This is a genomic window from Acidocella aluminiidurans, from assembly GCF_055383125.1.
In genome coordinates this window covers 253,855-270,414 of record NZ_AP031589.1, presented here as the reverse complement: position 1 = coordinate 270,414, position 16,560 = coordinate 253,855, and the positions used below count along the sequence as shown (strand labels likewise).

General features: G+C 60.6%; 35 protein-coding genes. 21 read left to right on the top strand and 14 right to left on the bottom strand.

Going from position 1 to position 16,560, the window contains the following annotated elements; genetic code table 11:
• Positions 1 to 72: 72 nt before the first annotated feature.
• The 14 genes from ACZ46S_RS01445 to ACZ46S_RS01380 all read right to left on the bottom strand — a co-directional run bounded on the left by ACZ46S_RS01445 (position 73) and on the right by ACZ46S_RS01380 (position 6,247).
• Entirely contained in the window at positions 73 to 267 is a 195-nt protein-coding gene (locus ACZ46S_RS01445) for a hypothetical protein (protein WP_464063068.1), read from the bottom strand.
• Positions 260 to 496 carry a hypothetical protein gene (locus ACZ46S_RS01440; protein ID WP_464063067.1) on the bottom strand — a complete coding sequence of 79 codons (237 nt, stop codon included), beginning with the start codon at positions 494 to 496 and terminating at the stop codon, positions 260 to 262. Before ACZ46S_RS01440 ends, ACZ46S_RS01445 begins: the two co-directional genes overlap by 8 nt.
• Positions 489 to 1,082, bottom strand: a complete 594-nt coding sequence (nusG, locus tag ACZ46S_RS01435; protein WP_464063066.1) for a transcription termination/antitermination protein NusG — start codon at positions 1,080 to 1,082, stop codon at positions 489 to 491. Before nusG ends, ACZ46S_RS01440 begins: the two co-directional genes overlap by 8 nt.
• On the bottom strand, positions 1,075 to 1,593 hold the full coding sequence (locus tag ACZ46S_RS01430) for a hypothetical protein (protein ID WP_464063065.1): 519 nt from the start codon (positions 1,591 to 1,593) through the stop codon (positions 1,075 to 1,077). Before ACZ46S_RS01430 ends, nusG begins: the two co-directional genes overlap by 8 nt.
• Positions 1,590 to 2,423, bottom strand: coding sequence for a DUF1376 domain-containing protein (locus ACZ46S_RS01425; protein WP_464063064.1), 834 nt, complete (start codon positions 2,421 to 2,423; stop codon positions 1,590 to 1,592). Before ACZ46S_RS01425 ends, ACZ46S_RS01430 begins: the two co-directional genes overlap by 4 nt.
• The gene (locus ACZ46S_RS01420; RefSeq protein WP_464063063.1) at positions 2,416 to 2,610 is read right to left on the bottom strand and encodes a hypothetical protein; all 195 of its coding nucleotides are present in this window, start codon (positions 2,608 to 2,610) and stop codon (positions 2,416 to 2,418) included. Before ACZ46S_RS01420 ends, ACZ46S_RS01425 begins: the two co-directional genes overlap by 8 nt.
• Positions 2,607 to 2,792 carry a hypothetical protein gene (locus ACZ46S_RS01415; RefSeq protein WP_464063062.1) on the bottom strand — a complete coding sequence of 62 codons (186 nt, stop codon included), beginning with the start codon at positions 2,790 to 2,792 and terminating at the stop codon, positions 2,607 to 2,609. Before ACZ46S_RS01415 ends, ACZ46S_RS01420 begins: the two co-directional genes overlap by 4 nt.
• Complete coding sequence (locus tag ACZ46S_RS01410) at positions 2,774 to 2,998, bottom strand: hypothetical protein (RefSeq protein WP_464063060.1); 225 nt, start codon at positions 2,996 to 2,998, stop codon at positions 2,774 to 2,776. The genes ACZ46S_RS01415 and ACZ46S_RS01410 overlap by 19 nt, the downstream gene beginning before the upstream one ends.
• Complete coding sequence (locus ACZ46S_RS01405) at positions 2,995 to 3,435, bottom strand: hypothetical protein (RefSeq protein WP_464063058.1); 441 nt, start codon at positions 3,433 to 3,435, stop codon at positions 2,995 to 2,997. Before ACZ46S_RS01405 ends, ACZ46S_RS01410 begins: the two co-directional genes overlap by 4 nt.
• Positions 3,436 to 3,483: 48 nt before the next feature.
• Positions 3,484 to 4,329 (bottom strand): DUF2303 family protein, encoded by an 846-nt coding sequence (locus ACZ46S_RS01400; RefSeq protein ID WP_464063057.1) that lies wholly within the window; start codon positions 4,327 to 4,329, stop codon positions 3,484 to 3,486.
• 43 nt (positions 4,330 to 4,372) lie between these two features.
• Entirely contained in the window at positions 4,373 to 4,711 is a 339-nt protein-coding gene (locus ACZ46S_RS01395) for a hypothetical protein (protein ID WP_295741486.1), read from the bottom strand.
• Positions 4,712 to 4,838: 127 nt separating this feature from the next.
• Entirely contained in the window at positions 4,839 to 5,195 is a 357-nt protein-coding gene (locus ACZ46S_RS01390) for a hypothetical protein (protein ID WP_464063056.1), read from the bottom strand.
• Between the two features lie 132 nt (positions 5,196 to 5,327).
• Positions 5,328 to 5,624, bottom strand: a complete 297-nt coding sequence (locus tag ACZ46S_RS01385; RefSeq protein WP_464063055.1) for a hypothetical protein — start codon at positions 5,622 to 5,624, stop codon at positions 5,328 to 5,330.
• A 410-nt stretch (positions 5,625 to 6,034) separates the two neighbouring features.
• Positions 6,035 to 6,247 carry a helix-turn-helix domain-containing protein gene (locus ACZ46S_RS01380; RefSeq protein ID WP_464063054.1) on the bottom strand — a complete coding sequence of 71 codons (213 nt, stop codon included), beginning with the start codon at positions 6,245 to 6,247 and terminating at the stop codon, positions 6,035 to 6,037.
• A 75-nt stretch (positions 6,248 to 6,322) separates the two neighbouring features.
• On the opposite strand from ACZ46S_RS01380, the gene ACZ46S_RS01375 reads away from it, so the two are divergent.
• The 21 genes from ACZ46S_RS01375 (at position 6,323) to ACZ46S_RS01275 (ending at position 16,266) form a co-directional block, all read left to right on the top strand.
• Complete coding sequence (locus tag ACZ46S_RS01375) at positions 6,323 to 6,700, top strand: helix-turn-helix domain-containing protein (RefSeq protein WP_464063053.1); 378 nt, start codon at positions 6,323 to 6,325, stop codon at positions 6,698 to 6,700.
• 7 nt (positions 6,701 to 6,707) lie between these two features.
• Positions 6,708 to 7,421, top strand: coding sequence for an FkbM family methyltransferase (locus tag ACZ46S_RS01370; RefSeq protein ID WP_464063052.1), 714 nt, complete (start codon positions 6,708 to 6,710; stop codon positions 7,419 to 7,421).
• A 138-nt stretch (positions 7,422 to 7,559) separates the two neighbouring features.
• Complete coding sequence (locus tag ACZ46S_RS01365; RefSeq protein WP_464063051.1) at positions 7,560 to 7,772, top strand: hypothetical protein; 213 nt, start codon at positions 7,560 to 7,562, stop codon at positions 7,770 to 7,772.
• Positions 7,769 to 7,972, top strand: coding sequence for a hypothetical protein (locus ACZ46S_RS01360; RefSeq protein WP_464063050.1), 204 nt, complete (start codon positions 7,769 to 7,771; stop codon positions 7,970 to 7,972). The genes ACZ46S_RS01365 and ACZ46S_RS01360 overlap by 4 nt, the downstream gene beginning before the upstream one ends.
• Before the next feature lie 73 nt (positions 7,973 to 8,045).
• The gene (locus ACZ46S_RS01355) at positions 8,046 to 8,219 is read left to right on the top strand and encodes a hypothetical protein (RefSeq protein ID WP_464063049.1); all 174 of its coding nucleotides are present in this window, start codon (positions 8,046 to 8,048) and stop codon (positions 8,217 to 8,219) included.
• Positions 8,220 to 8,221: 2 nt separating this feature from the next.
• Complete coding sequence (locus tag ACZ46S_RS01350) at positions 8,222 to 9,067, top strand: PD-(D/E)XK nuclease family protein (RefSeq protein WP_464063048.1); 846 nt, start codon at positions 8,222 to 8,224, stop codon at positions 9,065 to 9,067.
• The gene (locus ACZ46S_RS01345; protein ID WP_464063047.1) at positions 9,064 to 10,065 is read left to right on the top strand and encodes a recombinase RecT; all 1,002 of its coding nucleotides are present in this window, start codon (positions 9,064 to 9,066) and stop codon (positions 10,063 to 10,065) included. Before ACZ46S_RS01350 ends, ACZ46S_RS01345 begins: the two co-directional genes overlap by 4 nt.
• Entirely contained in the window at positions 10,065 to 11,726 is a 1,662-nt protein-coding gene (locus tag ACZ46S_RS01340) for a hypothetical protein (RefSeq protein WP_464063046.1), read from the top strand. Before ACZ46S_RS01345 ends, ACZ46S_RS01340 begins: the two co-directional genes overlap by 1 nt.
• Entirely contained in the window at positions 11,727 to 12,332 is a 606-nt protein-coding gene (locus ACZ46S_RS01335) for a 3'-5' exonuclease (protein WP_464063045.1), read from the top strand. It begins immediately after the preceding gene.
• Positions 12,332 to 12,580 (top strand): hypothetical protein, encoded by a 249-nt coding sequence (locus ACZ46S_RS01330; protein WP_464063044.1) that lies wholly within the window; start codon positions 12,332 to 12,334, stop codon positions 12,578 to 12,580. The genes ACZ46S_RS01335 and ACZ46S_RS01330 overlap by 1 nt, the downstream gene beginning before the upstream one ends.
• A complete protein-coding gene (locus tag ACZ46S_RS01325; protein WP_464063043.1) occupies positions 12,577 to 12,924 on the top strand; it encodes a hypothetical protein in 348 nt (115 codons plus the stop codon). The genes ACZ46S_RS01330 and ACZ46S_RS01325 overlap by 4 nt, the downstream gene beginning before the upstream one ends.
• On the top strand, positions 12,921 to 13,301 hold the full coding sequence (locus ACZ46S_RS01320; RefSeq protein WP_464063042.1) for a hypothetical protein: 381 nt from the start codon (positions 12,921 to 12,923) through the stop codon (positions 13,299 to 13,301). The genes ACZ46S_RS01325 and ACZ46S_RS01320 overlap by 4 nt, the downstream gene beginning before the upstream one ends.
• Positions 13,302 to 13,304: 3 nt before the next feature.
• Positions 13,305 to 13,865 (top strand): hypothetical protein, encoded by a 561-nt coding sequence (locus ACZ46S_RS01315; protein WP_464063041.1) that lies wholly within the window; start codon positions 13,305 to 13,307, stop codon positions 13,863 to 13,865.
• 3 nt (positions 13,866 to 13,868) lie between these two features.
• The gene (locus ACZ46S_RS01310) at positions 13,869 to 14,165 is read left to right on the top strand and encodes a hypothetical protein (protein WP_464063040.1); all 297 of its coding nucleotides are present in this window, start codon (positions 13,869 to 13,871) and stop codon (positions 14,163 to 14,165) included.
• The gene (locus ACZ46S_RS01305) at positions 14,162 to 14,353 is read left to right on the top strand and encodes a hypothetical protein (protein ID WP_464063039.1); all 192 of its coding nucleotides are present in this window, start codon (positions 14,162 to 14,164) and stop codon (positions 14,351 to 14,353) included. Before ACZ46S_RS01310 ends, ACZ46S_RS01305 begins: the two co-directional genes overlap by 4 nt.
• A 3-nt stretch (positions 14,354 to 14,356) precedes the next feature.
• Positions 14,357 to 14,803 carry a hypothetical protein gene (locus ACZ46S_RS01300; protein WP_464063038.1) on the top strand — a complete coding sequence of 149 codons (447 nt, stop codon included), beginning with the start codon at positions 14,357 to 14,359 and terminating at the stop codon, positions 14,801 to 14,803.
• Positions 14,800 to 14,997 (top strand): hypothetical protein, encoded by a 198-nt coding sequence (locus tag ACZ46S_RS01295; protein ID WP_464063037.1) that lies wholly within the window; start codon positions 14,800 to 14,802, stop codon positions 14,995 to 14,997. The genes ACZ46S_RS01300 and ACZ46S_RS01295 overlap by 4 nt, the downstream gene beginning before the upstream one ends.
• Positions 14,990 to 15,319: a hypothetical protein gene (locus tag ACZ46S_RS01290; protein WP_464063036.1), complete on the top strand. Its 330-nt coding sequence runs from the start codon at positions 14,990 to 14,992 to the stop codon at positions 15,317 to 15,319. The genes ACZ46S_RS01295 and ACZ46S_RS01290 overlap by 8 nt, the downstream gene beginning before the upstream one ends.
• A complete protein-coding gene (locus ACZ46S_RS01285; RefSeq protein WP_464063035.1) occupies positions 15,316 to 15,534 on the top strand; it encodes a hypothetical protein in 219 nt (72 codons plus the stop codon). Before ACZ46S_RS01290 ends, ACZ46S_RS01285 begins: the two co-directional genes overlap by 4 nt.
• Positions 15,535 to 15,714: 180 nt before the next feature.
• Positions 15,715 to 16,005, top strand: a complete 291-nt coding sequence (locus ACZ46S_RS01280) for a hypothetical protein (protein WP_464063034.1) — start codon at positions 15,715 to 15,717, stop codon at positions 16,003 to 16,005.
• Positions 16,006 to 16,038: 33 nt separating this feature from the next.
• On the top strand, positions 16,039 to 16,266 hold the full coding sequence (locus tag ACZ46S_RS01275; RefSeq protein WP_464063033.1) for a helix-turn-helix transcriptional regulator: 228 nt from the start codon (positions 16,039 to 16,041) through the stop codon (positions 16,264 to 16,266).
• The last annotated feature ends 294 nt before the right edge of the window (positions 16,267 to 16,560 follow it).

The following is a 16,560-nucleotide window of genomic DNA, read 5'->3' as shown; positions in this document are numbered from 1 at the left end:
ACCCTTCAGTGGATCGATACTTGTGGGCCTTTAAAATAGATCGACGCTTGTAAGGCCTACCCGCGCCGCCTCTCATTTTCGATTCTTATCCGTCCGCTTCAGCTCGGCGTCAGCCTTGCGCACAATCGCCTTGCGGTCCGGCTTTCCCTTGCTGTCCATGATCGCGGCCTTGGCGTGTGCGCGATCCTCGACCGGGAACGACCGGCCGGGACCGGCGAAATCCTTCGCGGGCAGCTTCTTGCGGGCAGACGGAGAGAGTTTAGCCATGAGGAGAATCCTTTGACCCGAGGTCTTTTTTAATTTTGTCCATTGCGGGCTTTAGAATTGATTTCGAAAAATGGCGGAGCGTCATTTTTCCCTCTGCAGCCAATTCTTTATCCCATTTGTCCAACTGCTCTTTAGAGCCCGATGTTATTTGACGCTTGAAGTAGGCATCTCGGAAAAACTTATCTGCCTCTTGAGTAAGATCCTGCAAAGCCTTCTGTTCTTCAGCCATGGGTTTCCGCGATCACGCCGCGCCTCTGAAGTTGGATTTCGACGGTCCGACCGCCGAGGATTTCGAGCAAAACGCCGACGCGCTTCTGCGTGGACCATCGGCACAAGCCGTGCAGATTCGCGAATGGACCATCCAGGATCTTGACCGTTTCGCCGGCCACGTCCGGGAAAACCGGGCCTTGATACGTCTCATCGATGATACCGTCGCCCGGGCGTCCGCGCTGCATCAGCGCATGGACGATGCTTGCTTGGACCCGTGTCGGCTGTCCGCCGGGTGTGGTAAAGAACTTGGCCACACCCCGGGTCGAGAACAGGGCTTGCCAGCGCGCGCCGGGCGGAAAGCTCACAAACCCGTAGGGGCCAAACAAGGGCCGGATGATCTCGCGCCCCTTTTCGCGCCGGGCAACAAAGGCCGGAAGGTAGGCGCGAAAGCCGAGAGCGGAAATGTTGCGGAGTGCTGCGAACTGCTCGCCTGGGTTTGCTTTCCAGCAATACCAGGCTTCGACATGGCGTCCGCACTCCAGGGGCAAATGCCCGCTGAGAGTGCTATTCTCCTGAATCACACCTGCCCGTGTCGCGTCAAGCATTTTGCGTCCTCGCTTCGTGTTGATCCAGCACCGCCTGCAACCCACAGCGCAGCGGCCGTTGCGCCACCCGATACGCCAGGGCGAGCTGCAGCGGCGCCAGGTGGCGCGGCTGGGGCTTCTCGTCGCCGCCACGGGCTGCGGTGCCCATAGCACGCAGCTCGGCCTTGACGGCCTGAGAGCGGGCACAGGCGGCGTCACGCTCGGCCTGGGAGGGTGATCCCGCATCAGAGCCCAGCGCAGGCCATGCCGGCGGCGTGTAGCCCATGCGCACGCTGGCGGGGAGCCGGGCCTTGGATGCTTCACCCAGCACCCGGGAAATGTCCGCGTATGTCGGCACTGCGGTACGTCGCTCACACGTCGCCACCGCATCGAGCGTCTGGCGCGTGTAGAGCGTCTCGTCGGGGGGCAGCATGGGCAGCATGTCCGCGAATGCCCGCGCCGCTGTCTCCGGGTCCATCGGCGCGACGAGCTTGGCGAGCATGGCGCACCACTGGCGCTTGACCTGGCTCATTGCATCAGCCCCCAGCGCGGGTCGGGTTCGTAGCCGCCCAGGTCTGGCCCCTCGATCACGCCGGCGGCACGCAAGACCGGATCGCCTGATCGCGCCTCGTCAAGCCATCGCTGGCCGTTAAGCCAGGTCGCGGGATGCGGGATGAATCGTTCGGGCCCATCGAAGCGCTGTGACCGAAGCCCGGCCATGATTTTCCCATGATCCGCCTTGCGCAGAGCCGTGGCGTAGGCCCTCTCGGCCTGCCCCTTGCCGATTTTGCGCGGATAGGCCGCCCAGAATTCGTCGAAATCGCCACTCGCGCGCGGTGAGCGTAGCGAACTAATATCTTTCTTCCCTTCCCTTCTGTTCCCTTCCCTTCCCTTGGATTCTGTAACAGATGTTGTGACATTCTCTGTGACAGAGGATGTAACAGGAGGCGTGTTGCCACTGTCACTGACGGATTGTGTTTTATGTCGCGCAGCCCGCGCGGCTTCTGTGCGTGCGCGCTTCGCGAGCCTCGCCTCCCAGGCTTCCGCGACCTTTGCGGCAACCGTGCGGTGATAGAGGCGCCCGTCCGAGCACTTCACCCAGCCACGGAGCGCCATGTCGCGCACCGCCTTCCAGCGCTTCGACCCGGACAGATGCTCAAGCAGCCTGTCATCGGACGGCAAGCTTCCCGCCGGCACCTGATAGAAACTTTTGCCCCAAAGCGTGAGTGCGGCCTTGAACTCGTCGCCCGTGCTCAGCGCGTAGAGGTCAGAATCGAACAGCCGGATGAGATCAAGCGGCATGTATGGCATACCGCGCAGATCACACTCCGGCGGCGTCATCGGTTCAGGCAATTCAGACACCGGCATATTTCCTTATCTTGGCTGTGCAATCCGCGCAGATCGGGTCGAAGACCTGCCGCATCTGGCAGGGCTGACAGAGCCAGTCCTGCGGGTATTGAGCGAGCGCGGCATTGAACCGGCGCTGACGCTCCATTTCCTCGTGCTGCATGGCCCGGCGCTTATCCAGGCGCTTCGCCGGGCGCCTCATGCGATGCGCTCCACGCGGACGCCGTTGGATTTGCTTCGCATCTTCACCTTGACGCGGTTTTTGTTGATAGTGGCGTGCACCCCACGAAGGCCATGCACACTGGCACCGCCAATCAGGGTGGATTCACCCACACCCAACGCCAGCATGCGCTTTGTGTTTTCGTTCATCGGCCTGCCGCGCATATCCGCACCTCCAACACGCGCCGGTCCGGCGCCATGCTCAGCTTGTTCTGCACAGCCATCTTGGCGATCGTGACGAGCACCGCTTGCTTGCTTGTCCCGGCGTCCCGGGCGATCTCGTGCGTGGCGGGCAGCGGCGCCCCGGCCTCGACGGCCTGCACCGCGGCGGCGAGGATGTGCCGGCGCAGGTATCCCTGGGGCTTTTTCATGCCACCTCCCGCGCCGGCATCTCGGCCAGCTCGCGGATCACCACCACGGTTTTCTGATCCGTCCGGTGCCGCGCCTTGATCCAGCGCACATCAACCGCGCACCGGCTGGGCTTGTCGTCGGCGATGATGCCGAGACCCTGGGGATTGCGCAGCCTGGGCTTTCCCTGCACCGTGACGATGCCGCCCTTCGGCTGCAGCACATCGAGCAGCTGCTTGATCGACCCGAACAGGCCATCCGTGTCTGGCTCAACCAGCGAGTGCCGCCAGATCGTGACGGCGCAGAGATCGAGCGGCGCCAGCGGCGGTAGAACGCCAGCGGCGCGGATCTCCAGCGCCAGGCGCTCTTTCAGCCGGGTCTTGTCGTGGTAATGCAGACGATCCTGTTCGTTCCGCGTCGGCAGGAGCATCGGGAGGGAGAAATGGATGGTGCGCATCATAGCATTATTTCTCTGACTTTTTGGCTGAAAGCGCCGTAGTCCAGGCGCTTACGCGCCTGGTTTTCCGTAAATGATGTTCGGGCAGCTGATCCCTTTGATCACTTCATCCAGCACCTGGTTCATCAGGTTCTCGATGCGCTCCAGCTTCAGGCCCATAGTCAGCTTGCCGTCCGTCAGGCGGTACCTGAAACGGGCCGGAACGCTGTAGAGGGGAAGTCCCTGGTAAGGCGTCAAGGCCAGCACGAAGCGCTCGGGCACCTCGATCTTGCCGGCGCCAACCTTGGCGTCGATATCCTCCTTATTCACAAACTCGATTGCGCCGTTCGAAAGGCGCACGCCGGACTTGAAGGAAACCGTGCGCGTCGCCTGCAGATAGGTGACGATCTCCAGCATCTCGGCGCCGGTCGGCGTGTCGATATCGGCGAGATTGTCCTCAATGAATTCCGAGAATTCGGTCTGCGACACCATCTTGCCGTCCATCGCGCGCCACTTCTTCCACTGCGGAGTCTGGCGCAGCTCGATCTGCACACGGAAATCCCGCCAGCCGAGACGCCCGACGGCTTCCCCTTCATGGCTGCCATTGTCATTCATGACGCCGATGATGGCGGGGGCATTTACATCACGGTCTATATAGACTGTGTGGAACCCAGCATCCCAGTTCTGATCCATCACATTGTTGAAGGAAACGGCGTCAAACACCGTGATCGTGCCGGTCTTGCGGCGTGGGGACGGCTGGAACCTCTGCAGATCCTCGATGCGCCCCTCATCCCTGAGAGGGAAGAAAACGGCGTTCTCGACGCCAGCAAGGCGCTTGGGCTCAACACCAGCGCGCGCGGCGGTAATAACGTCCGCCATGGTCTGGTCGGAATGATAGTGGGTTTCTTCACGAGACATGGAATTTCCTTTCGATGCCCCGCCGCGCGGCGGGGCGGGTTAATCAGGCAATGCTGCGCGGCGCTTCGCGCTCCGGCACAGGCCGAAGGTCCAGTTTGGTCTGGCGCGGATCTTCGCGGACCAGGTTGTTTTCCGGCGACACGAAGAAGATGCTGCCGCTCTTGGTTTCCTTCGGCGCGGTCACTTTGATCTCGTCGGTCACGGTCAATGCGCCGTTGCCGGCGCTGGTGGGCTTGACCACGATCTTCAGCGTGAGTGTGCCGCCCTTATTCTCCTGCGCGACGGCGGCGACGAGCTCCTGCAGCTTATCGCTCAACTCGTCATGCAGAACGCCGTTGCGGTGCTCCGCCAGGAAGAGTTGAAACGGTTTTGAGTTGGCCATGGGAATGCCTCCAAAAGGCGTTTGAAAATTTCCGGACGGCCCGTGTGATTCGATCGCGTTTTCATGCGCGCCGTCCGGCTTGCCATCGCGCGGGGTATCCGCGCCGCCACGGCAAAGGGTGAGGGGATCAGGCGATCCCCAATGTGTGTTGAACCTGGCTCGGCGAGACACGGGCATCCTCCCGAAGTTGGCGCTCCAGATCGTGAATCCGGAACGCCTGATCGACGCCCTGCTGGAACAGATCCTTGTTGCGCTCGCGCTCGCTCTCCAAAAGCTGGGCAAGCGCGACCCGCGCCCGCTTCTCTTCGGCGATCCCGGCATGCAGCGCCCGCTTCCGGTCGGCGATCTCGGCATGGAGCGCCCGATCCCAATCAGCGATATCGGCGTAAAGTGACTCAATCAGCATCGCCGCCAGCTTCAGTTCGGTCTCGGCTTCCGCCAGCCGAATGCGCAGGCTGCGCCGCTCTTTCCAGATTCCGATCATTTCAGCACCGCCTTCAGCGCGTCGGCCAGATGGCCGCGACACCAGCTAAAGCGGACGAACCCCAAGCAGATCGCCGGGAACAGGTTTCCCTGCGTCTCTGCGCCAGCCCGGCCGAAGCCGAACCAGCCCCATTCAATTATCTGTGATCCCACCTGATTGCCTTTCGATCCATTCCAGAAGCTTCACGCGAAACTCTGGATCGTTTTTGATAAGCTCGCCCAAGCTGTCGGCCTGGGGAGCGCAGCGGCGACGAAGCCAGTTCATGGCCGTCGCGGGGGTTACACCGGCAGCGCGGGCGAGAAACTCCTGCGCATGCCGCAAAGGCTGATATTTCGCCTGGATATGGTCCAACGCGAATGAGCCAAGGGCTTCGCTCACAACACTCTCCTGGCAAAATTTTTGACCGATTTTCGGCGTATAATTGTCCACTCGATGTCTCCATGTTCAGAGGCATCGAGACGGCAATTTACGAAAGGAACCGACGCTTTGAGGATCGAGCCCGCGACCGCTGGGGAGCATGACGCGGGATGGAAAAGACCCCGGCACAAGGCCGGGGCAAGTTTCAGGGTGGAGACAGGCCCAGGGGGAAACGCCGCATGGATGGGCCAAGCCCATGCGGGAAGGGTAGCACAGGCCGTGGGGACGGTCTGCGGCATCAGAACAGCCCGATCTGGCACAGGTTGAGCGTAGCCCCGGCGAACATGGCGCCGAAGGCAAAGCCAATGGCCGTGAACAAGACGGCGAGAGCATACGTCCTCATGGCCGCGCCTCCAGGCAACCGGAGCACACCGGCCCGCGCGGGGTACGCAGGCAATTCGGGCAGGTGGGGCGGAAGCGCTTCATGCCGCACTCTCCTGGCTGGCCGGGCTGCCGGCAAAGTCATTTGCCGTCACAGATCCATCGGTGATTTCAAAAATGCGATGCAGATGGCCGCGGCGCGGCATCATCACATCGGCTACCCACTTCGATACCGTGATGGGGTGCGCCCCCACCTTTTCAGCAAAAAGGGTCTGGGTCATGTTTTTTTGAGACAACCAAGCGCGGAGTTTCATGGTAGCGTTTTGCCATTTTCGCTAAAGTCGTGTCAAGCGAATTTCGCTAATGGCGCTCTAAGGGATCAATTTGAAGTGAGCCATAATCCCCGGATGGGAAAAAAGAGCCGCATCATTCGAGAGCCGATGCCCACGCTTCGCGCGTGGCGTGAATCTTTAGGCTTGTCACGGCAGGACGTTGCGAACAAAATAGGAACATTAGTCCAGGGCGGTCAGCCGGTGGACCAAGCAACAATTGCCAAGTGGGAAAGCGGAGAGACTGCGGTGCGGTTCACTGACTTGAAATTACTGGCCCAAATATATGGGACCAGCCCGGATCGGCTTCTTTTTGACCCCGGCGACAACCTGACGCCGGATTTGATGAAGCGAGCGCATTCAATTCTGGTGTCCAAGGACAAGAAGGCTATTGAAGCGTGGCTGTCGAGCGGCGAGTTTTTGCCAGATCAAAAGTGAGGCCAGAGTGCAATACTATCGTTTCCGCGTGACGCTGGGGTGGCTTAGTCACCTCTTTAAATCCTCGACGCGCCAAGATCACAAAGACTTGCGTCCCGTTTTGGAGCGGTTTTTGCCGGCGGACGGAATCGCCTTCGATGTTGGAGCGCACGGGGGCCAAATCTCCCGGCTAATGGCCAAAATAGCCAATTTAGGCACCGTTTATGCAGTCGAGCCCAGCTCATACACGCGGTCGATCCTACGCGCTTCCCTGTTCCTGCGCCGGGCCCGCAATATCCACGTCCTGGCCGCAGCGATGGGCGCCGCGCCTAGCTGCGCCATCATATCGACGCCGCTCAAGCGCGGGAAAGACATGGGCTATGGCTTGGCCAACCTATCTGTGGCATCGGGCGAGAGCGTTGTTTCGGAACTCGTTCCAGTGCTTAGCCTTGATGAGGTGGTCGAATCTCTGAAAATCCAACGCCTGGATTTTATCAAGGTCGACATTGAAGGTTTTGAGCATGAATTCATAAAAGGAGCATTGAATACCATCAAGAAATTTAAGCCTACTTTTTTGATGGAGATGGACGACAACCTTTTGCGGCGCAGCGGGTCTTCGGTTAATTCGCTTTGGAGTGAAATGGTTGGGCTCGGATATGCGCCCCACACGCCTAACCTAATGCCGTTGGGCGAATCGCCGCCCGGGAAAATATCGACAGACATCGTGTGGACGCCCAAATAAAACAGGCCGCGCTTCGGCGCGGTTTTTTTTGCCTCAAGTTTAGCGATTTTCGCTTGACCAGATTTAGCTAATAACGCTAAATACCCTCACCAACCCGGTGAGGACAGCACGGCCTGTCCCCAAAAGAGAGGACAGATCATGGCGATCTACGATCATTCACCCCAAGCCGTCGCCGCGTATCGGGCCGCATTCGAGCGCACGCCCGGCGACTGGGACGCAAAGGACCAGGCGGGTTTCGCGGCCATTGAGCGCGATTTCCCAGGCCTGACGATCTTCCAACAACTCGACCTTCTCCAGGCGGCCCAGAAAGCGCATGAGGCTGAGGTGTGCACGCGGAGGGCCGCAGCATGAGCTACATCGACCGCCTTTTGCGCTCTGACCGCATGTTCGAGCGCTTCGATGAACACACCGAATATGTGAGCCTCATCACCGCCGCACTGGCCAAAGCCGCTGAGATTTCCCCGCACCACGTGCAGCAGCTCGAAGCGATCCACCGCGAGGCGCTGGCGCAAAAGGAAGCGGCACGAGACGCAATCTCGTTCGACCTGTGAAACAGGCGCTTTCCGACACATGCTTTTTTATCACGTATCTGGCGTTGCTCGCCTGTATCCTGGAGATTTTGCGATGACCTTTTTCGGTTACGTGGATGCGCACCCAGTCCTCACATTCATCTGGTTCGTGCTGGCTGTGGGCGCATCCTATGCGGTGCCGGTGGCGATATTCTGCGCCTGCATCAACATCATCCGCACACCGCGCAGCCCCGCCGTGGTGACGCCGGCCCGGCTTAGGGGGTTCTGACGATGGATGAACCCGCCTTTGTCCGCGCCAGCGCGCTATCGGGGTATGCCGATTGCCCGCGCCGCGCCGCCGCCAAGCTGTTCAAGCCAGAGATCGTTTCCGCCGGATACGACCTGCGCGAGACCGCGCGCAATATCGGCGCCAGCATCGGCACCGCCGTTCATGCCGGCGCCGCCCTGACGCTGCGCGAGAAGATGGCAGGCGCCCGCGCCCCGCTCAGCGCTGCCACGGATTGCGCGGTCGATGAATACCGGGCGATTGCCGAGGAGGGCATGATGTTCGACAAGGAGAGCCCGACCAGCAACGCGGCGGAAACGCAGATCGTGCGGATGGTCGACGTTTTTCAGCGCGAGGTAGCGCCCGGCATTGATCCGGTGAGCGTCGAGGAAGCGCTTGAGGCAGAAACCGGGTTTGGGATCGTGTTGACCGGCCAAAAAGACGTGCTGGCCCGTGATCCGAACGAGCTGATTGATCTGAAAACCGGCACGCGCCAGGCGATGCACGCGCCGCAAATCGGGGCGTATTCGTTGCTCAGCAAGAGCAACGGACTTCCGGTGGACAAAGCGGCGGTGAAATTCATTCAGCGTGTCGCCGTCAGCAAGCCGCAGCCCAGCACCGTCACGACGCCATACAACCTCGCCCAGGCCGAGAACGCCGCTTTGAACGTGCTGCGGCATATCGCGGGCGATCTCAAGGTTTTCCGCGAGGGCGACGAGGCGACCGGCATCATGGCTGGTGATGCCTGGGCCTTCGCCGCCAACCCATCCTCCATGCTGTGCAGCGCCAAATGGTGCCCGGCGCACTCCACCCCCTTTTGCATCGAACACAAGAAGGAAAATGACGAATGAGCGCGACAACCGCACAACGCCCCAAGCTGGTTGAGCCGGGCAAACTGGCCGAGATCAAAAAAGCTGGCGGCCTCGTTGCCAAAGATGCCGGCGGCTCGCTGGTTTCTGACTTTTTCGAGGCCAATAAGGACGCCATCAAGGCCGTGCTCCCGCAGCACATGACCGCCGACCGGATGACCAAGATCGCGCTGCGCTGCCTGCGCACAACGCCGAAGCTGATGCAATGCACGATTTCCAGCCTGTTCGGCGCGGTCATCACCTGCGCGCAGCTCGGCCTGGAGCCGAACACGCCGCAGGGCCACATTTACCTGATCCCCTTCGAGAACAAGAAGAAGGGCATCACGGAAGTGCAGATCGTCGTCGGCTATAAGGGGCTGATCGATCTCGCGCGCCGATCCGGGCAGATCGTGAGCATCAGCTCGCACCCGGTCTTTGAAAACGACCCCTTCGAGGTATCGTTCGGGACTGACGAAAGCATCATGCACAAGCCGCGCCTGGATGGCGACCGCGGCAAAGTCGTCGGCTTCTATGCCGTGGCCAAGCTGAAAGACGGCGGCACCCAACTGGAATTTATGCCGGCATCGGACGTGAATGCGATCCGCGATGCGTCCCAGGGCTATCGTACTGCCGTCCGCTTCGCCAAGCCCGGCGTGCCGCTCAACACCCCCTGGGCGACTAACTACGAGGAAATGGGCCGCAAGACCGTCATCCGCCGGCTTTGCAAATACCTGCCGATGAGCATCGAGCTTGCCAACGCGACCGCGCTGGACGAACGCGCCGACCGGAACGAGACCCAGGGCCTGGGTGCGGTGATCGACGGCGCGGTGATCGACGGGGAGCTGACGATCACGCCGCCCGACGAGGACGAGGCGCAGGATGAAGCCGAGGCGGCCGCCATCGAGCAGGACAAAACCCCGCCCGTCACGGTTCCTACCGAAAAAGAAGCCGATGAAGTGCCGGCGCACGTCGCCGGCCCAGCTGGGGAGCTGTTCAACTGATGCACGTCATCATCTCAAACTTCCGTGGCCTCGCGGACCTGCGCGCCCAGATCTCGCCCATCCTGCTCCTGGCCGGCGCGAACGGGGCGGGTAAGTCATCGGCCTGCATGGCCATTGCCGCCGCTGCGTCCGGCGTCCTGCTGCCGGACGGGATGACCAAGAAGGCCGCCGGGCTGCTGGTCCGTGACGGTGCCGACCTTGCTGCTGTCGAGCTGGAGACCGGCGCCGGATCCGCCAGCGTCACCTGGCCGGCCGTGGAGCGCTCCACCGTGGGTGCTTGGCAGGATTTGTCCGAGGTCTCGGCCGGTCTGGTCGATCTCGCGGCCATCAATCCGGCCGAGCGCGCCGAGCGGCTGATCGCGCTGATTGGCGCCACGCCCTCGGCGGATGATCTGCGCGCCGCCCTGGCCGATCAGGAGGTGCCGCCGGATATCATCGAGGAGGCGCTGAAGCATCTGCCCAAGGGCTGGGACGCCGCGCACGCCTATTTCAAAGAGGGCGGGGCCAAGATCAAAGGCCGCTGGGAGCAGGTCACGGGCACGCGCTGGGGCAAAGAAAAGGCGGTCAGATGGCGCCCGGATGGCTGGAAGCCTGGCATGGAGGCGCTGACCGCCGAGGACTGCGCGGACGCCATCGCCCGGGCCGAAAATGCCATGCAGGAGGCCCAGGCCGCCCAGGGCGCGACCCAGGCGCAGATCGATGGCTGGCAGGCGCTGGCGGACGAGCTCGGCAAGCGCGCCGATGACGTGACCGCGGCACGCGCCGACCGAGACAAGAACCTTGACCGGGAGATCGAGGCGGCGAAGGCGCTGGAAGCTCTCGGCGCCCGGCCACAGCCCGGCGCCCCGGCGCTGGCATGCCCCTGCTGCTCCGCCGCGCTGCGACTTCGGGACCGCGCGCTGGTGGAGGCCGGCGAGGACGACCACAACGACCTCACAGAGGCGGCGCAGCATTGGGACCGCGCCGCAGAAGTCGCGCGCAAGGCCAAGGAGGCAAGCGCGCTGGCGCAGCGCTACTTCGACGCGGCCGAGGCCAAGCTGAAAGCGTCCCAGGAGGCCAAGACCGCGCTGGATGCCGCTGGGGGTGCCGCGAGAGACAACAGCGCCGCAATCGAGGCGGCGCGGAACGGGCTGGCCATTGCCCAGGCCACGGCCGAGATGCGCCGCCGGGTCACAGACGCAACCCTCCTGGCGGCAAAGGTGAGCTACGCCGGGACCGTCGCCGATTTGCTGGACAAGGCCGGGTTGCGCCACGCCAAGCTGGCCGAGACCCTAGGCGAATTCAACGGCCACCTCGTCCACATCTGCAAGGCCGCCGGCTGGGCGCCGGTCCATGTCGATGCGGATATGGCGGTGAGCTACGGCGGCCGCCCTGTCAGCCTGTGCAGCGCCGGGGAGCAGTGCCGCGCCCGCATCACCCTGCAACTGGCCGTGGCAGCTTTCGAGAAGGCCCCGATCGTCGTGATCGACGGCGCGGACATTCTCGATAAGGCCGGGCGCAATGGGCTGTTCCGAGTGCTTGCGGAGATCAAGATGCGAGCGGTGATCGGCATGACGCTGCTGAAGCGCGACGACATGCCGGACCTCGGCCGCGCCGGTCTGGGCGAGAGCATCTGGATTGAGGGCGGATCGCCCATGGCGGCGAAGAAGGAGACTGCATAAATGATCTTGATCTATGACACAGAGACCACCGGCTTGCCGGATTTTAAATCCCCGTCCGACGCCGATCATCAGCCCCACATCGTGCAGTTCGCCGCAATTTTGGTTGACCCGGTCACGCGCATCGAGCGCGCCAGCATCGACCTGATCGTGAGGCCGGACGGCTGGACGATCCCCGACGAGGTTGCGGCAATCCACGGGATCACCAACGAGATCGCGATGGCTTGCGGCGTTCATGAGCTTGATGTTGCCTCAATCTTTTATGATCTTCGCCGGAAGTGCTCTGTGGAGGTTGCCCATAACATTAGCTTTGACCGTCGCATTATGAAAATCGCCGGCTTGCGCACCGGAATGGCCCGCGATGATGTTGAAGAAGCAGAAAGGGCACCAACTTTCTGTACGATGAAGGCGGCAACACACATCGTGAATCTGCCGCCGACTGATCGCATGAAAGCAGCGGGTTTCACGAATCCGAAGCCGCCGAAGCTTGCGGAGTGCATCCAGTACTTCTTTGGCGAGGAACTTGATGGCGCGCACAACGCGCTTGTCGATGTTCGGGCCTGTGCCCGGATATATTTCCACTTGATCGACACGAAAGAGGCTGCGTGATGACCACCCAACCCGACGACGAAGCCTGGAACTCGTTGATGCGTGGCCGCGTGCCGGATGCGCCGAAGGAGGGGACGGTGCGGGTGCGGATTCCTGTGCGTGTGCATAGCGATGGCTGCGTCGATATTGATTTCCTCCAGCGTCCAGACGGAAGCGTTCCGGCACGTGCCTGTACGCCAACCTGCTACATCACCGCCGACCTGCCGCTGCCGAAGCCGGTTGAGGTGGTGGGGAGGGTTGAGCCGTGACCGAGATCACCACCGAGGAAGTCGAGGCGCGCGCTGACCTGATGGAAGCTTATGCAGTGCTCTATCAAAATGCTGGCCAAAAGGCTAGGTCTGACATCTTTCAAACGACTTCCACCACCCTCCGCGCCCTGGACGCTGAGCGGCGGGAGTTGTGGACGCAGTTGGCCAAAGCGAAGAATAAAGCCCTGAATCTGGCGGCGGACGCCATAGACGCTCACGGTGAAAAGCTTGTGAGGGAATGGCGCGCTGGCAGTAAGGTTAGCACCCACCTTGAAGGGCGAGCAGATGCCAGTGACGAATACGCTGGAATTGTCCGCTCCCTCATGACCCCGGAGGCGAAATGACTGACGAAGAATTGGGCGATGAACTGTTCATGGAATGGGATAAATTTCACGACAACACAAATCCTTGGCCAAAAGTTGTCGCGCGTGCCCGCGCCCTCATCACGTCCGAGCTGGCGGCGAGTAAAGCTGAACTTCCATGGACATCAAAGCCGCAATACGAGCCCAAAACCCTTCGACAAGAACAGGGTTACTTGATCGAGGAGTTCGGCGAGGTCTTGGCCGCCGTGGGGAAAGCACTGCGGTGGGGTTTGGAAAGCTACAACCCGGAGTTGCCGGTTCACCAGCGAGAAACAAATCGGCAGTGGATTTTGCGGGAACTCGACGACGCTGAGAGAGCATGCCAACGCCTCCGCGCCGCGCTAGCGAGGAAGGGCTGAGTGATGCGCGAGATCACCACCGAGGAAGTCGAGGCGCTGGCTGGTTGGGCCGATAACACCGCAAGGCAACAGGGGCCCGCATGTCTTGTCACAGATCACGCGCTATCCAACATAGCCACCACCCTCCGCGCCCTGGACGCCGAGCGGCAGGAGTTGCTAGAAGAAAACACACGATGGCAGCGCATGAGCCGAGAGCGTCATGCGGCATTTACAGCCATGCGAGACGCCATCAATGAAGCGGGCGTCCTAATGCCAAGCGCTGAGAGCGCTCTTCTTCACGGGCCAGAGCCGGGGCCAGAGCACGAAATCGTAGCGAATGCAGTAGCGGCGCAGATCAATAGCCTGCGCGCCCAAATCACCACCCTCGCCGCGCAAGTCGATGCGACGCGGGCGGAGGCGGAGCGGTTGTGGGAGGCTTTGGAGCCATTTGCTGAAATGGCGGCTCATGTTCCTAACAACGATCGTGAATATCTTGGGTTTTCTGATGGAAAAGAAGGCTATATCTCCGGCAAATATTCCGACTTCCACAAAGCCCGCGCCGCACTCGCAGCGAGGGAGGGGTGATCAATGCTTACTTACGAACAATTCCTGCTGACCAAAATTGCCGAGGAGTGCAACGAGGTTGCACAGCGAGCCCTAAAGGCTCAGCAGTTTACCATTGATGAGGTTCAGCCCGGACAAGCGCTCACAAATTACCAGCGCCTTCGCCAGGAGCTTTGCGATCTTCACGCTGTGGTGCTTATGCTGGAAGACCATGCCTCTATACATCTACTCTCCTTTACTGACGAGGAAATAGACGACAAGGTTGCCAAGGTTAATAAGTTCGCTGAACTGTCCCGCAGCCTTGGGATGCTTGAGCCATGACCCCACCCGATGACGCGGTGCTGGAGGCGGCGGCGCAAATCGTAGCGGCATGGTATGAATGGCAAATAGGCACGGCTCGCCTAGCTTGCACCAAACATCCGCAAGCAGCAAAGGCGATTGTTCATGCTGCCGCCCGCCAGATCGACCACCTACGCGCCCTCGGCGCAATCCCGCCAGCGAAGGAATGAGAGATGAGTGACCTTGAGAACGACATAAAAGAAGCCTTGGCGCGGCATCCTGGCATAGTGTGGGATATGGCGAGCATCATCGAAGCAATAGTCAAGCACCTAACCGCCCTCGGATACACGCGCGCCGGCCTGACCGAGGCGCAGCGGGAGGCGGAACGCAAGCGTATCGTGCAACATTGTATCGATCTTGCGTCTGCGTTTTTAGACATGCAGGTGAGCGATGCAATCGACGAACTGAAGCAGCTTCGCGACAACCCGCATTTGTACGGGCCGGCGCTCCCCATCCCGAAGCCAGCGCGGCGGGTGGTGCAGGTTGCGCTTGCCGCAAGTTCGTATGGTTCTTGGCCTCTTGCGTTATGCGATGACGGAACGCTTTGGGGGATGCCGGACGGAACAAGCGATGTTGGAACTTGGAAGAAACTCCCATCCATCCCCGGAGACGACGCATGAGCGACGAAATCACCCGCCTCCGCGCCGAGCGTGACGCCGCTTACAAGCGCGGCCAGGAGGAGATGCGGAATCGAGCCGCCACCGCATGTTGTGACCGCAGCGAGCACATCATGAGCAAGCAGGGACAAGCTGCGGCTCGGCTTTGCGCGAGAGCTGTACGAGAGGTTGAGATTGAGGAGCACACCGATGTTTGACAAAGAGACCATGGAGCGTGTGGCGCGGGCGATTGAACCTGAAACTTTTGAGTTGCCAAGAATCAATTTGAATAAGTGGGCATATGATCGGGCCTACAAACGCGCCACCGCCGCCCTCGCCGCTGCGTGGGAGTGGAAGCCGATTGAGACGGCGCCGAGGGATGGGACGCACATTTTCGGCTGGAGAAAGCACGCTGTTTTCCCTCGCCGAATGTTTTGGAACAAAGAATATGAATGGTGGGAATGTTCTGAAATGGGTCATCATCTTTATGATGTTATCTTGTGGATGCCCCTCCCCGCCGCGCCGGAGGTGACCCCGTGAGCGCGCCCGTGATAACCGGCCCTGGGATTTACCAGATGCGGAATGGGGATTTCGTGGCCGTGACGAACCGCCTGCATAGCGGAAAATGGTCTGATTTCAGTCAGCGGTCCGGCTGGCTTTCGGATGGTTTTTATTGGGGCGCAGATGGCACGTCCGTCTTTGACATCGTCCGCCGCGTTGCCGATCTACCCGTTATTGAGGAAATGAGCGCATGAATCGCGCCGTATCGAGATGCGTGAAGTGCGGCGAGGTGATGCCTTTTCCGCATGATTGCGAATTGGCAGTTCAAGCGAGATCCTTCTTCAAGGCCGCCAAGAGGGCCAACAGCCATGAATCACGCAGTCGTTTGGTTGATATGGCTTACAACGCAATTACGAAATCGGAGCACCCCGCCAATGACTGACGCGCCCAAGCTGCCCGAGCGTGAGCATGATGGCTATTTCGACACTTTCCAAACGTGGGTGAATAAGGCCCCGAGCTGGATCGGCGGCACAAATCCCCTATGCGCCGATGCGAAGGATCGCATCTGCAAGATCGGCGCTGACTTCATGCGGGCGCGAGATGAAGGCGCGTTTCCTGTCCGCTTTTGGTTCGGTGAAGGTCCGCTTACTGGAGCCGCCCTGCGCAGAAGCAAGCGGGATCACATCAGATCGATGAAGATGCATTATCCGTGGAGGTTCAAATGACTGACGCGCGTGAGGGGATGGATAGGGGGCGGGATGGCTGATTTATCGTTTCTGAGGCGCCCGCAAGTGGCAGCCAAGATCGGCGTGTCTGTCCCCACCCTTGAGCGGATGGTTGCGGATGGGCGGTTCCCGCTGCCATTCCAGATTGGCGAAAACTCGGTAGCCTGGAGAAGTGATGAGGTTGAAGCCTGGATGGCCGAGCGCCCGCGCGCCAAGATCACCGTAGAAAAACCGTATAAACTCCAGGCAAACCAACAATAAAACCAATCGTTTCAACGTCTTGCAGTCTGCTCCCGAGTCCTACTTCGGGAGCCAGGTTTTTCAATGAATAATTTGGCTGATTTTGAACCTGCTGGATTTGTTGGCCGGATCAAAAGACAGGGCTGAAAAGCTCGTCTGAAACGGGCACGCTCAGATCGCTTCTTACATGCAGGTCAGCGGAACAAAAGAGGGTTAGAGCAATATGGGTTTAGGTTGACGCGCCAGCGTCAAAATAAACACATGAAATTGCTCGCTAAAACAAAATTTAGAGCATCAAGCTAAAAGCTTGATGCT